Below are 14,682 nucleotides of genomic sequence, written 5' to 3' on the forward strand. Positions count from 1 at the left end.
GTTAGCAACTCCGTGTGCCTTTACGTATGTGAGCCTGCTCACAGGTGAGTGCGGATCGAGGGTTGGGCGGCCGACCGCGGTGGTCGTCAACTGCGGTTGACGTGGCGGTGGCTTATGGAGGACGATCACCACATGCGAACATCTGTGGGCCCTGATGGCCCGGAAGAACCCGACAACCCGGTGACCGCACTCGCCGCTGTCGCCAAGCGCCGGGTGGACGTCGCGCGGGACGAGGAGGCCGCCGTACGCCGTGCGCGTGCGGCAGGACTGTCCTGGGCGGAAATCGGTGTGCTGCTCGGCGTTTCGAAGCAGGCGATGCACAAGAAGTATCGGCAGGTCGGGTGATGTCGGGGTTGCCGCTGCAGTCGGGCGCGGCGGTCGATGCGCTGGGGGTGGATCTGCGCCGGGCCGGATTCACCGCAGACGGAGTGTCCGCGGCGCTCGGTGACGACGCCAACGCGGCCTTGGGCCGCGGGGTGTGGTGGCCCGCGCTGCGCGCGACACGCCGGGGCTCGGGCGCAGATTCGCTGTCGACGTTGATCCGGCTGTTCCTACTCGGGTCGGATGAAGACGAACCCGCTCTCGCCGAGGCGTTCCCGACGACGACGCTGCCCGCGCTGCTGGCCGAAGGCGTCATCGAGCGTGCCCCAGACAACCGGTACTGCGCGATCCTGGATATCCGTCCGCACGCCGACGACGTCAACGATTTCCTGGTGATCTCCGATCAGGATGCGGCGATGTGGTCGGGTCCGGTCGCCCATGATCACGTCCTGGGGATAGGTGGCGCGTCGATCTCGTTGGCGCGCGCGATCATCCGCGATCGTGTTGGCACCGCGCTGGACCTGGGCACCGGATGCGGTATCCAGGCTTTGCATCTCGCGGCGCATTGCGACTCGATCGTCGCCACCGACACCAATCCGCGGGCCCTGGCACTCGCCGCCGCCACCGCACGTCTCAACGGGATGCGCTGGGATCTGCGGGCGGGCAGCCTCTTCGAGCCCGTTGCCGGAGAACGCTTCGATCTGATCGTGTCCAATCCGCCCTTCGTGGTGGGTGCCGGCGGACAGGACTACATCTACCGCGATTCGGGCATGGCCGGAGACGCCCTGTGTGCCGGACTGATCGAGCAGTTGCCCGACCATCTCGCCGACGGCGGAACCGCACAACTGCTCGCCAACTGGATCGTCCGCGACGGCACCGACTGGCGCGAGCGTGTCGGCGGGTGGCTCGCCGGTACGGGCCTCGACGCCTGGGTCGTGCAGCGTGAGCTCGCCGACCCGATCAGTTATGTCTCACTATGGCTTTCGGATGCCGGCGAAGACGCCGAGCAGCTCGCCCGGCGCGGCTCGGACTGGCTCGATTGGTTCGCCGAGGAGAAGATCGCCGGCGTGGGCATGGGGCTGATCACGCTACGCAAGCGGCGCTCCGGGACGGGCCGGGCCGGCGAGAAGTTCGTCGCCGATCAGGTGCTCGAGGAGATCACCGGCGCCGGGGAAGAGGTCACCGGCGCGGAGGCGAAGGCATTTCTCGATCGGCGCGCCTACCTGCGCGAGACCGACGACGCACACCTGTTGGCGGCGCGCCTGGGCACCGCCCCGGTCTTCCTCGAGACTCAGTCACTGCCGGGGGATGAGGGCTGGCAGGAGATCGGATCGGCGGTGCGACGCCCCGGCGGTCCCGGTGCGGTCCTCGGCGTCGACGAGGTATCGCGGGCACTGCTCGCGGGTTGCCGGGGCACGGTGCCGTTGAGCACACTGGTCGAACTCCTCGCCGCACACCACGGCGTCGACGCCGATGCGCTCGCCACGGCCGCGCTGCCCGTGGTGCGGGAGGCGATCGGCCGGGGAATCCTCTTCGAGATCCGCTGATACGTAAGCGCTATTGCCTGCAATGGTGGGCGATTGTCCGGTCAGCCAAAGGTGGCATCGAGGGCGTGGGTGAGGTCGTCGGCGAGATCGTCGGCGTCCTCGAGTCCGACCGAGAACCGCAGATGTCCGAGGGTGCGGAACGGCTCGGGGTAGGCGGCGACCCGCGGACCTTCGGTACCGACATGCACGATCAGTGATTCGTCGTGGCCGAGCGAGACCGCCGAGGTGATCACCCGAAGGTGAGATACGAAGCGGTTCTGGGTGTCCGGATCGCCGTCGACGGCGAACGCCATCATCGCGCCGAAGCCGCGTCCACCGAACTGGCGGGCAGCGAGCTCGTGCTGGGGATGAGTGGCAAGGCCCGGGTGGGCAACGAAGGCCACCCGCGGGTCGTCCGCGAGCAAATCCGCCAATTGTTTTGCGGTGGACTGGTGTTGGCGAAGGCGCAAGGGCAGGGTGATGGATCCGCGTTCGATCAGCCACGCGTTGAACGGTGAGATGACTCCGCCCACGTCGACCATCGCTTCCTTCTTGATCTGCGCGATGAGGTGCGCTGCCCCGATCACGGCGCCGCCCATGGCATCCCCGTGACCGTTGATGTACTTCGTCAGCGAGTGGACGACAAGGTCGGCGCCGTCGTCGAGCGGTCGGTACAGCGGCGGGGGAGTGAAGGTCGAATCCACCACGAGCAGTGCATCGGCCCGGCGGGCGATGTCGGCGAGCGCGGCGATGTCGGCGACCTTGGTGGTCGGGTTGGCAATGGCCTCGGTCACGACCATCCGGGTGTTGGGCCGAACGGCGGCGGCGACGGCCTCGAGATCGGTGACGTCCACGAACGTCGCGTCGATGCCGTACTTGCGCGGCATCAGGTCGGTCCACAGTTTGAACGTGGCCTCGTAGGTGATGTCGGAGACCACCACGTGGTCGCCGGTGGCGAGGAAGGTGAAGAACACCGAGTTCAGCGCTGCGACACCGGAAGCGAGCGCCACCGCGTCCTCGCCATGGTCGAGAAGGGCGAGTTTACGTTGCAGGGCAAGCTGATTGGCGCCAGAATTGCGAGTGTAGAAGAGCTGATCGGTGCCCGACCAATCCACCGACTCCGGATTTGATGGGAGATGATAGGAGTTGGCCATGGTGATCGGGGTCCGGATCGCCGGGCCGCTCGGCGCGTTTCCCGCGTGCACGCAGGCGGTCATGTCGCCTGCGGTGCGCAGCATCGCATCGTGTCCAGGTTCGTTCACCCCGGTGCCATTGACCCCGGCCCCGTCTTTCTCGGCCCCATTGTCATCGGCCCTGCTCACATCGACTCCGTTTCGTCGGTTCTGCTCGGCATTCCCGGTACCGCGACGGGTGCTCACGTCCCGTTCACGCGGCCTGATCTGCATCTACCGGCTCCGGCCGCGGGCTTCTCGCGGGGGTCGGCACGAGATCGCGTCGTGGAAGCAGTGTATGTCGGGCCTCGGGCGTCGATTCCTCGGCGGTGCGCGTGACGAACCAGGCGCCGATCACCATCGGCAACCGGTGCAGTTTGTCGATGCCACAAGTGTGCCGGAACTCCGCCCACGCCCAGCAGGCGAGGAATATCCCGACGGCCAACGCCGACATGAGCATCGGTGGCCACGGACGGTCGGCGATGAGCACCGGCACCGCGATCAGTGCGACGGCCTGGACGACGTAGGAGTCCAGACTTCGGGTTCCCGACATCGTCAGTGGACGAAGCCAATTGCGGTGCCACAACGACAGGAAGACCCGGAAGACGCCGTAGACCACCGGCACCACGACCCACGCGCCGAGGGCGCGGGCCGGCCCGAACTCGAGCTTGTCGGCAAGCAAGGGCTCCAACGACTTCCATGGCCCGATGGTCACGAGGTGATGCAGTCCGAGGGCGACGCAGGCCGCGATGGCGAGCAACAACGGAAGGTTGCGTTCGATACGGCGAGCCAGATCCCAGCGCACCCAGTTCCAGCCGATGACCAGTGCGGGCACGAACATGATCTGCCAACCCGCCCAATTCTGAATCCGGGCGCCGCCGGCCTCGGCGGTCAGATAGAACCAGTCGGGTGCGGCGAGCTGCGCGACGACGTACAGGGTGACCGACCCCAGCAGGATCGCCTTTGTGCCACCGCGGGCCAGCAACGGGAGCAGCGCCGCGGCCGCGGCCATCAGCACCATGTAGAGCAGCAGGATGTTGCCGCCGCTGGGCAGATAGGTCATCGTCACCGCCGCCACCACACCCTGGGTCCATCCGTCGGCGGGGCGCAGCCATGTGAGACGTTCATACCCGGCCATGCCGGCCACGACTGCGCAGAGAGCCAGTGTGAGCTGGCAGAAGTAGAGAACCGCAAGACGTTTGGCGAGCCGACGGTAGGCGAAGCGCAGCCCGCGGGTCTCGATCCAGCGCTGGTGGACCAACCCCAGGACGAATCCCGACAGCAAGACGAACACGCTCATACCGTCGACGTAGGGAAACGCATGGGTCGGCACGGCAACGGCCGCGCCGTCGGCGAAGTGGGCGGTGATCATGCTCCAGATCGCCAAGCCGCGTGTCACGTCGATCGCGAGGTCCCGGTTCATCGGTCCAGACACTAGGCGCACGGCAGAGATGAGCCGGCGCGACACGGCAGCTGAGTCCCAATCGTCACATTTGCCACATAGGTCACATCGGACGCAAGTGACCCCGATGGCAGCGCGGGGCCGACCAGACGTCGTCCGGTCGGCCCCGCGCGCAGAAGGTGTGAGAGGCGGTGCTCACGTGTAGAGGTCGGCGATCGCCTTCTTGTATGTGTCGCTGATGACGTTGCGCTTGAGCTTCATCGTCGGGGTGAGCTCACCGGAGTCGATGGTGAAATCGGTGTCGAGGATCTCGAACTTCTTGATGGCCTCGGCCTTGGACACCTTGGCGTTCGCCTCGTCCACGGCCGTCGAGATCTCTGCGCGGAGGTCCTTGTTGCTCGCCAGGTCGGCGATCGGGGTGTCGGCCGGCAGACCCCGACGCTCGAGCCAGCCCGGCGTCGCCTCGGGATCGATGGTGATCAGCGCGCCGATGAACGGCTTGTTGTCGCCGACCACCAGGCATTGGCTGATCATCGGATGTGCGCGGATCGCATCCTCGAGTGGGGCCGGTGAGACGTTCTTACCGCCGGCGGTGACGATGATCTCCTTCTTGCGCCCGGTGATGAAGAGATACCCGTCCTCGAGCCGGCCGATGTCGCCGGTGTGGAACCAGCCACCGCGGATCGCTTCCTCGGTGGCGTCGGGGTTGTGCCAGTAGCCGGTGAAGACCACCGGGCCCTTGAGCAGCACCTCACCGTCCTCGCCGATGGCCACCGAGACGCCGGGTACCGGGCGGCCGACCGATCCCACGCGCTGATGGTCTTCGTTGTTGGCGGTCACCGCGGCTGTTGTCTCGGACAGGCCGTAGCCCTCGTAGACGGGGATGCCGACGCCGCGGAAGAAGTGACCGAGTCGCGCGCCGAGCGGTGCGCCACCCGAGATCGCGCCCTCACAGTTGCCGCCGAGTGCGGCCCGCAACTTCTTGTAGACCAGAATGTCGAACAGCTTGTGCTTGACCGTCAATACCAGCCCGGCCGAACCCTGCTCGGTGGCCTTGCTGTAGTCGATGGCGGTCTGGGCGGCGGTGTCGAAGATCGATCCCTTCCCGCTGTCGTAGGCCTTCTGCTTGGCAGAGTTGTAGACCTTCTCGAACACCCGCGGCACCGAGAGCACGTAGTCCGGTTTGAAGACGGCGAGGTCGTCGATGAGGTGGGGAATGTCGTTGGTGTGTCCGAGGATCACCCCGTTCTCGACACACCCCACGGCCACGACCCGGGCGAAGACGTGCGCCAGCGGCAAAAAGAGAAGTGTCGACTTTCCCTCGACGAGGCCGGCGCCGACCGCGTCGCGTGTGGCGGCACACTCGGCGAGGAAGTTGGCGTGCGTCAACACGACACCCTTCGGTCGACCGGTGGTGCCCGAGGTGTAGATCAATGTCGCTGCGTCGGAAGAGAGTTGGTTGACGTGCCGCTCGTCGAGTGCGTCGTCGCCGATCTGGGCGCCGCGATGGGTGAGCTCGGTCAACGCGTCCCCGTCGATGACGAGTGTCTCGCGCAGCGCGCCGACACCTGCCACGACGTCGTGGTGCTTGGCGTGTTGCTCATCGGACTCGACGATCAGCAGGCTGGTGCCGGAGTTCTCGACGATGTAGCGCACCTGGTCGGTCGCCGAGGTCTCGTAGATGGCGACGGTGACCGCGCCCGCCCGCCAGATCGCATAGTCCAGCACCGTCCACTCGTAGCGGGTGGACGACAGGATCGCGACGCGATCACCAGGTGCCACGCCCGAGGCGATGAGGCCCTTGGCCACGGCGTCGACCTCGTCGGCGAAATGTTTGGCGGTGACCGTGATCCATGTACCGCTGCTGCGACGCTTGAACAGCGGCATCGTCGGCCGCTCGGCGCGATACCGCAGGATCGCATCGACGGTGGTCGCCTTGTCATCGACGGTGAGATCGGACGGTGTGGTGAATTCCTGCATGCTGCTCCTGGCTGGTGAACCGACATAGCGGACAATCCGCTGGTCGGATGGGGCGACTGAAGCCCGAATCGAGGGTACCAGCAGCAATGAGAGGGACATCACACACGCGTTCGCCTGAGCCGGGCGCCATTCGTGGTGACCCTACGACGATGCTCGATGCTCGTTGGATGCGGACTTGACGGGTCCGGCGCATTACAGTTGACGTGATGAACGGAATAGCGAGCACATGACCGAAACCCCAGCCACCGACGGCCCGAACGCCTCCGCGATCACCTTCGACGACCTCGACATCGACGGCCGCGTACGCAGTGCGATCGCCGAGGTCGGCTATGAAACGCCCTCGCCGATCCAGGCGGCCACCATTCCACCACTCATGGCCGGCCGTGACGTCGTCGGACTGGCGCAGACGGGCACCGGCAAGACCGCGGCCTTCGCCATCCCGATCCTGTCGCGTCTCGACCCGTCGGTGCGCCGCCCGCAGGCGCTGATCCTCGCGCCGACCCGAGAGCTCGCCCTGCAGGTCGCCGAGGCATTCGGGCGCTATTCCGCGCACATGCCCGACGTCCGGGTGTTGCCCATCTACGGCGGCCAGAGCTACGGCGTGCAGCTTTCGGGGCTGCGACGCGGAGCGCAGGTGATCGTCGGTACCCCGGGTCGCGTCATCGACCACCTCGACAAGGGCACGCTCGATATCTCCCAGCTCGAATACCTCGTACTCGACGAGGCCGACGAGATGCTGACCATGGGCTTCGCCGAGGACGTCGAACGCATTCTGGCCGAGACGCCCGACTCCAAGCAGGTCGCGCTGTTCTCGGCGACGATGCCCAGCGCGATCCGGCGCCTGGCGCAGCGGTATCTGCACGACCCGCAGGAAATCACGGTCAAGGCCAAGACCGCGACCGCCCAGAACATCACCCAGCGCTACCTGCAGGTATCGCATCAGCGCAAGCTCGATGCGCTGACGCGGTTCCTGGAGGTCGAGACCTTTGACGCGATGATCGTGTTCGTCCGGACCAAGCAGGCCACCGAGGAACTCGCCGAACGGTTGCGGTCGCGCGGATTCTCGGCGGTCGCGATCAACGGCGACATGGTCCAGACGCAGCGTGAGCGGACCATCAACCAGCTCAAGGACGGTGGTATCGACATCCTCGTCGCCACCGACGTCGCTGCGCGTGGGCTCGATGTCGATCGCATCTCGCACGTGATCAACTACGACATCCCGCACGACACCGAGTCGTATGTACACCGCATCGGTCGTACCGGTCGTGCCGGGCGGTCCGGAAACGCACTGTTGTTCGTCTCGCCGCGCGAGCGCCATCTGCTCCGGGCGATCGAACGAGCCACCCGTCAGCCGCTCACCGAGATCGCGCTGCCGTCGGTCGAGGACGTCAATGCACAACGCGTGGCCAGGTTCGCCGATTCGATCACCGAGAACCTCAACTCCGACAACCTCGACGTGTTCCGCAAACTCGTCGAGGACTACGCGCGTGACAAGGATGTCGCGATGGCCGACATCGCGGCCGCGCTCGCGCTCGAGACCCGTGACGGCGGGTTTCTCATGGCTCCCGATCCGCCCGCGAACGAGCGTTCGGCACGCCGGGAACGCACCGAGCGCGCCCCCCGCAAGGGCGGGGGCTCCTTTGCCACGTATCGGATCGCGGTGGGGCGCAGGCACAAGGTGTCGCCGGGCGCGATCGTCGGTGCGATCGCCAACGAGGGCGGACTGAGCCGGGGCGACTTCGGCAACATCAGCATCCGCGACGACTTCTCGCTCGTCGAACTCCCCGAGGACCTCGATCGTGAGACCCTCGAACGGCTCCGCAACACCCGGATCGGTAAGAACGCGATCGACCTGCGCCGCGACATGGGTGCGCCGCGTACCCGCGGAGGCAACAAACGTGACGGCCAGAGCCAGCGCGGTCGCGATGGACACAACTCGCGAGGCGAGGGGTGGGGCAAACGCGGTTCTCGCCATGTCGCCGGCCGGGGACGCAACTGACCGGCCCGGCATCGCGGCATCAAGTCATGCGTCGCGTGTGACAATATTTGTCGTTTCGAGATTATTCCGTAACCTTGTTGGCGGGTGGAACGATCAACCCAGTGCACGTAGCCGTCCAGCAACTTCAGGAGCAATCACCGGTGTCAATGGTGAATTCGATCTCAGCAGCCGAAGCCTTGTCTCATACCCGCGAGGGCGAAGCCGTCGTCGTCGATGCGCGACCACAGGTGATGCGTCACCAGGGCAGTCTGCCCGGCGCGGTCGTCGTCGATCCGACCGAGGTCAGAGCGCGGTTGGCGCCCACGGCGTCGGGAGCGTTCCCGGTCATCGGCGACCGCGACACCGAGATCAACGTCGTGTCCGTCTCCTCGCAGGCGCCTCGCATCGCCGAACAGATCGCCGACCTCGGCTACACCAAGGTGCGCTACGTCGACGGCGGTTTCCGCGCACTGCGCCGCACCACGTCGTGATCGCGGCGCCTGCCCCGGCGGCGGCGACTTGATAGCGTGATGGGTCAGCCCGACCGAGCGCCGGTGTCATCCGGCCGGGTCGGGGATCTGCGCAGGAGGAAGCCGGGCTGATGACCGCGGAGGACAGTCGCGAAGAATGTCGCGACCAGGTGGTGCGCCTACTCGGATTCCTTTCCGATCTCCTCGCCTCGCGAGAGCGTTCCACCCGTCATCTCGACGCGCACCCTGCCCGGCTCGACGTCGGCCGTTCCACGACCGTCGCCGTACGGCCGGTCGCGGTAGCCGGGCAGACCGTCATCGAACTCGAGCCCGGAGCTCCTGGCTTCGACGAGCTGTCGGCGATGGTCGGGGAGTCGCACAGCCACCCCGAGACCCGTGAGCTGGTCCTGGCGAGCGGCTTGCTGACCGTCACTTCCACCGACGGCGACGCCGGGGGGTCCGGCGCTGCGCTGGTACACGACCATTTGCTGATCCAAGAGGTCCTCGCCCGACGCGATCCCGACACCGGGACGATCCGTGTCGGATTGGGGGCCGGCTCGGCACCGATCACACAAGACAGTCGTCTCCTCGCGGGCGTCGACGGGATCGATCTGTCGCGTACCGTCAGATTCCGGTCGAGGTTCGAGGCGCTGCCCAGTGTGATCGCCCCGAAGACCGCCGAGCTCGTCGACGAGTGGCTGGCGCGGGTGGATGCCGACCCCGAGCGCGTCCACATGTCGGTGGACGCATCGGCAGCCGCATTGGTGCTGCGTGCACGGACGACGACGGCGTTGGCCGACTTCTACGATGCCATCGGCGACCGCCTGCGCGAGTTGTCCGACGAGGACGTACCGATCGGTTTGGCCCAGCTCGTGGCGCCGGTCGAGGCGACCGAACGGATCGAGGCGCTGTCCTCGTCGGGGGCGATCGCCGCCGACGAACTGGTCGCCGACGCTCTCTACCCGTTGCCCTCCAACGTCGAACAGCGCGATGTGCTGGCCCGTCTCGGCGCCGATACCGGTGTCGTGGTCGAGGGACCACCGGGCACCGGCAAAACCCAGACGATCGCGAATGTCGTTGCCGCACTTCTTGCCAAGGGCCAGCGTGTCCTGGTGACGAGTGAGAAGGCCGGCGCCCTGACGGTGCTGCGCGACATCCTGCCGCCCGAGTTGCGGTCACTGACCGTCTCGACGGCCGACATCACCGGCGATCGCTTCGAGTCCATGGTGTCGGGCGTGGCCGAGATCGGTGAACGCAAGGCGACCTACACCGAGAGCGTCGGTCGTGCCGAGATCGACGACCTCGTGGCGCGACGCGAGCAAGCAATCGATCGTCGCGAGCGCGCGCTTCGCGCGCTGTGGGAGTTACGCCGCTCGGAGACCGAGATCCACGAATGGGTGGCCGGCGACTATCAGGGCACCGCCGCCCAGATCGTGCGTGCGTGCAACGCCGACGCCGACCTCTTCGACTGGTTGCCCGGACCGATCGACGGCGCATTGCCCCCACTCGACACCGGTGAGTTCGGCCGCCTGCTCGGCCTGTTGCGCACCACCCGCGAGCAGACGCCGCGTCTGTCGCAGCGGTTCGTCGACCTCGATGCCCATCTACCCGACCCGGCCACGATGGATCAGATATGCGTGCGGATCGCCGGGCGACCGGTCGAGCCGATGGTCGGCAGCGGTTCGCTGATGTCGATCCTCGCCGACACCGACAGCGTCCGTCTGCTGCATGTCAAAGAGATCTGTGATCGACTCGGCGTCGCGGCAGCCGAGGTCGGCGACTTCCCGGCGACCATGGTGGACATGGCAGATCGGCTACTCGCCGGACAGGCCGCGCATCTGTGGTCGCGGGTGATCGGTCTCTCGCCGGTCATCGCCGATGCCGCTCGACGCGATCGGGATCTGGGCGCCCGCGCCGTCACCGTCGACGGCGTCCGGCCCGGAGACGGCGAGCTGTTCGCCGCGGCGGCGGCATACCTGCGGTCCGGCGGCCGCTGGCGCGGCCGGTTGCGCCGATCCGACGAGCAGCGCGCAGTCGAGGAGTCGGGGGTGGTGGCCACCGTCGACGGACGGGCTGCGACCGACGAGCGATCGCTGCAGGCAGTTGCCGATCACCTCGCCGTGTTCGACGCCGTGCATCACGTACAGCGCGTGCTCGCCGATCTCCACGTCCCCGTCGACACGTCGGGATCGCGCTCGTCCCAACTGAATCGACTGGTCCTGCTCGACGGGCAGTTGGGCTGCATCTCGGCGCTGCTCTCCGCGCGCGACGAACTCGTCCGGGAGTTGGAGGCGATCAGCCCCGGCGGCCCGCGGCCACATAGCGTCGCCAGAGCAGCCGAGGTCGCCCGCGAGGCGGGCGCCATCGCCGCAGCCAACGACGCGTTGCTGGCGGAGGAAGAGCTCGCCGATCGCGCCTACCGGCTGGCCGCGCAGCTGGAGAAGGGTCCCTCACCGGAAGGTGACGCGCTGGTGTCGGCGCTGGCGAATGCCGATGCCGAGGCCATCCGAACCGCGCGCCGAGCGGCATCGCGCGCCCATTCCGAGTGGGAGGACCAGACCGCTCTCGACCTGCTGATGCTGCGCTTGCGAAGCAGGGCACCGGATTTCGCCGAGGTGCTGGAGGCCACAGCCGACGATGGGGCGTGGGACGCGCGGTTGCGCCGGGTCGTCGACGCCTGGGCCTGGCGGCGCGCACGTACGTGGGCGTCGGAGCGCAGCGACCCGCACGGGGAGCACCGGTGGTCGTCGGCACTCGATGAGGCCGAGGCCGACATCGCTCAGCTGACCACCCAACTGGCCGCGGCACGCGCGTGGGCGGCGTGCCTGTCACGGGTCACCGTCGGCCAGGTGCAGGCGCTCCAGTCCTACCGCGACCACATCATCAATCTGGGCAAGGGTTCGGGTAAGCATGCGAACCGCTTCCGCGCCGCAGCGCGCGAGGCGATGACCGAGGCCGTCGGCGCCGTACCCGCGTGGGTGATGCCGATGTCTCAAGTGGTGGAAATGGTTCCGCCGACACCGAATTCCTTCGACGTGGTGATCGTCGACGAGGCAAGCCAATCCGACATCACAAGCGTGTTCCTGCTCTGGCTCGCCCCACGGGTGATCGTCGTCGGCGACGACCGGCAGTGCGCGCCCAACGGGCTGGCGGGCACCACACTCGACGACGCATTTGCCGCCCTCGATGCACGACTGCCCGACCTGCCCCACTATCTGCGCGACGGCCTCACTCCGCGTTCGAGCCTGTTCTCGTTGCTGCGCAGCAGATTCGGGCACGTTATCCGTTTGCGTGAGCAGTTCCGTTCGATGCCGGAGATCATCGGATTCTCCTCGGCCCAGTTCTACGCCGACGCCCCGCTCGTCCCGGTTCGTCAGCACGGCGCCGACATTCTCGATCCACTGCGTACCGTGCGGGTATCCGGAACCGCGACGGGGCAGGGCAATTCGGTGGTCAATGCGGCCGAAGTGGACGAGTTGGTGTCGGCGCTCGTGAATTGCCTGTCCGACAGCGCCTACGCGGGAATGGATTTCGGTGTCATCGCGCTGCAGGGGAGCAAGCAGGTCGAGCTGCTCACCGCCGCCCTGCGGGAGCAGATCGACGACGAGACCTGGCGATCGCGACGAATCCGGGTGGGGACGCCACCCGACTTCCAGGGTGATGAGCGACGGGTGATCCTCCTGTCGATGGTGGTCTCGGATCCCACCGCGATCGCCGCGCTCACCCGCGCGGAATCCCAGCGCCGCATCAATGTTGCGGCATCACGGGCGATGGACCAGATGTGGCTGTTCCATTCGATCGACCTCGCCGATCTCGCTCCCGTCGACCTGCGACGTTCGCTGTTGGGCTACATGCAGGCCAACGTGGGCCCCGCGGTCGGCCCGATGCCCGCCGACGTTCCCGACGACCGCCGCGTCGCGCCATTCGAGAGCCTCTTCGAGCAGCGGATCTTCAATTGGCTTGCCGCCCGTGGGTATCACGTCACCCCCAAGGTCGTCGTCAACAACCGGTCCATCGATCTCATGGTCACCGGCGCCGACGGGCGTCTGGCAGTGGAGTGTGACGGAGATGAATTCATGACCACCGGCGCCCAGGCCCGCTCGGACATGGAACGTGAACGTGAACTTCGGCGCTGTGGCTGGGAATTCTGGCGGGTGCGCGAATCGGAGTTCGAGCTCGACCCCGACGCCGCGCTGGCGCCGTTGACCGAGGCGCTGGACCGCCGTGGTGTGAAGCCCGGATCGGTCGGCCCGGGCGACGCAGCCGGTTCGGCGAGCGTTGCGTGGGAGCCGGTGGACCTCAGCGCGGCCGACTAGCAAATCGGCAGACACCTCTCGCTCGGAACCCGAGAGTGATGTCTACCGATTCCCGGTCACCGCCCCGACGAGCGCGGGTAGGGCCACCGCGGCGCCGGCGGCGATCCGATATCGGGCGTGCGGCGTGAGCGCCGACGGCTCCGGATTGATTTCGATGACCGGAATGCCTGCGGTGGCCGCGCGCTCGGGAAGGGATGCGGCCGGATAGACGATGCCGCTGGTGCCCACCACCAGGACGAGGTCGGTGGCGCGAAAGGCGGCGTCGGCGCGAGTCCAGTCCCGCTCCGGAAGTGGTTCGCCGAACCACACCACACCCGGCCGCACCGCGCAGCCGCAGTATCGGCACGCCGGCGGCGCGACCCGCGGCAGTTCGCCGGTCTGCTCGGGGTCGGGAACGTCGACGGGATCTGTCTGATCATGGGGCCGGCCGCACGCCGAACACCGTGGCGTGAAGAGGCTTCCGTGGAGGTGACTTGTCACCGGTGTGCCGGCACGTTCGTGGAGGTCGTCGACGTTCTGCGTCACCACCATCACTGCTCGCGGATCGTGGCCGGTGGGCACGCCCGCGCCGGCGAGCCGGCCAAGGGCACGATGGCCGGCATTGGGTTCCCGGCGCCGCACCTGCCCGGCACGCCACTGGTACCAGCCCCAGACGAGAGCGGGATCGTCGTTCCACGCCTGGGGTGTCGCCAACGTGGTCGGGTCGAAGTTCTCCCAGAGTCCGGTACGGGCGTCTCGGAAGGTGGGTATTCCGCTCTCGGCGCTCATACCGGCACCGCTGAACACGGTTATCCAGTCCGCGGCCCGGACCATGTCGGTGACCTCGGCAGGAATGGCCGACGACTCGACACTCACGACTCGTCCCGTGACATCAGCGCGGTACGCAGGATCTCTGCTGTCGAATCCGGGTCGGGGTCCCGGCGCACGATCAGCCCACGAACAAAGCGCAGGCGATCTCCGTCGGTACGCGGCACCACGTGCAGATGGGTGTGGAAAACGGTCTGGAAGGCGGCCCGGCCGTCGTTGATCGCGAGATTGATGCCGTCGGCGGAGAGGTCGGAATCCTTCATCGCCGCGGCGACCGCCTGGCCGCCCCACAACATCGCGGCGCCGGTCTGCGGGTCGAGGTCGGACAATCCGGACGAGTGGGTGCGGGGAACGATCAAGGTGTGCCCGCGGGTGATGGGCCGGATGTCGAGGAAGCCGAGCACGTGCGGGTCGGAATAGACCACGCGGGCCGGTGCCGCGCCGGCCACGATGTCACAGAAGACGCAGTCGGTCATGACCGATCACCCTACGTGCCCCAGATCGGACACCGGAAAGGTTCGCGCTCGTCAGACCGCCGTGGGCGTGTCCCAGCTCACATAACGGTTCTATAACGAATCGCGGACGTCGTACCGAGTGTGCATCTTGTCCTCGGAAATCCCCGTGAACTGGCGCAACCGGCGCCGGGATGAAACCCGACCGAGTGCACACCTGTGTTACCCGCCGGATTACCCACGGGTATACCGGGCCGT

10 protein-coding genes are annotated in these 14,682 nt (G+C 67.2%); 5 read left to right on the forward strand and 5 right to left on the reverse strand.

All coding sequences use genetic code 11. The features are described from left to right. The first annotated feature begins 132 nt into the window (after positions 1-132). Complete coding sequence (locus tag ACLQ3C_RS02200) at positions 133-345, forward strand: hypothetical protein (protein WP_425703021.1); 213 nt, start codon at positions 133-135, stop codon at positions 343-345. Further along, complete coding sequence (locus ACLQ3C_RS02205) at positions 345-1,868, forward strand: DUF7059 domain-containing protein (protein ID WP_425703022.1); 1,524 nt, start codon at positions 345-347, stop codon at positions 1,866-1,868. The genes ACLQ3C_RS02200 and ACLQ3C_RS02205 overlap by 1 nt, the downstream gene beginning before the upstream one ends. 41 nt (positions 1,869-1,909) lie before the next feature. On the opposite strand, the gene ACLQ3C_RS02210 is transcribed toward ACLQ3C_RS02205, so the two are convergent. The 3 genes from ACLQ3C_RS02210 to ACLQ3C_RS02220 form a co-directional block, all read right to left on the reverse strand. Further along, a complete protein-coding gene (locus ACLQ3C_RS02210) occupies positions 1,910-3,085 on the reverse strand; it encodes a trans-sulfuration enzyme family protein (RefSeq protein ID WP_425703518.1) in 1,176 nt (391 codons plus the stop codon). A gap of 148 nt (positions 3,086-3,233) precedes the next feature. After that, the gene (gene opgC, locus ACLQ3C_RS02215; RefSeq protein ID WP_425703024.1) at positions 3,234-4,442 is read right to left on the reverse strand and encodes an OpgC domain-containing protein; all 1,209 of its coding nucleotides are present in this window, start codon (positions 4,440-4,442) and stop codon (positions 3,234-3,236) included. Positions 4,443-4,616: 174 nt separating this feature from the next. Continuing rightward, positions 4,617-6,401: an AMP-dependent synthetase/ligase gene (locus ACLQ3C_RS02220; protein ID WP_425703026.1), complete on the reverse strand. Its 1,785-nt coding sequence runs from the start codon at positions 6,399-6,401 to the stop codon at positions 4,617-4,619. 226 nt (positions 6,402-6,627) lie between these two features. Between ACLQ3C_RS02220 and ACLQ3C_RS02225 the strand changes: the two genes are divergently transcribed. From ACLQ3C_RS02225 to ACLQ3C_RS02235, 3 genes are all read left to right on the forward strand, one after another. Beyond that, a complete protein-coding gene (locus ACLQ3C_RS02225) occupies positions 6,628-8,400 on the forward strand; it encodes a DEAD/DEAH box helicase (protein ID WP_425703028.1) in 1,773 nt (590 codons plus the stop codon). A gap of 140 nt (positions 8,401-8,540) precedes the next feature. Beyond that, positions 8,541-8,870 (forward strand): rhodanese-like domain-containing protein, encoded by a 330-nt coding sequence (locus ACLQ3C_RS02230; protein ID WP_425703030.1) that lies wholly within the window; start codon positions 8,541-8,543, stop codon positions 8,868-8,870. A gap of 110 nt (positions 8,871-8,980) precedes the next feature. Further along, on the forward strand, positions 8,981-13,165 hold the full coding sequence (locus ACLQ3C_RS02235) for an AAA domain-containing protein (protein WP_425703032.1): 4,185 nt from the start codon (positions 8,981-8,983) through the stop codon (positions 13,163-13,165). Positions 13,166-13,207: 42 nt separating this feature from the next. Here ACLQ3C_RS02235 and ACLQ3C_RS02240 read toward each other — a convergent pair whose 3' ends face one another. Further along, on the reverse strand, positions 13,208-14,020 hold the full coding sequence (locus tag ACLQ3C_RS02240) for an SIR2 family NAD-dependent protein deacylase (RefSeq protein ID WP_425703034.1): 813 nt from the start codon (positions 14,018-14,020) through the stop codon (positions 13,208-13,210). After that, positions 14,017-14,448: an HIT family protein gene (locus ACLQ3C_RS02245; protein ID WP_425703036.1), complete on the reverse strand. Its 432-nt coding sequence runs from the start codon at positions 14,446-14,448 to the stop codon at positions 14,017-14,019. The genes ACLQ3C_RS02240 and ACLQ3C_RS02245 overlap by 4 nt, the downstream gene beginning before the upstream one ends. Positions 14,449-14,682 lie beyond the last annotated feature (234 nt).

The sequence above is a fragment of the Gordonia sp. DT30 genome (assembly GCF_049844915.1).
GTDB lineage: Bacteria > Actinomycetota > Actinomycetes > Mycobacteriales > Mycobacteriaceae > Gordonia.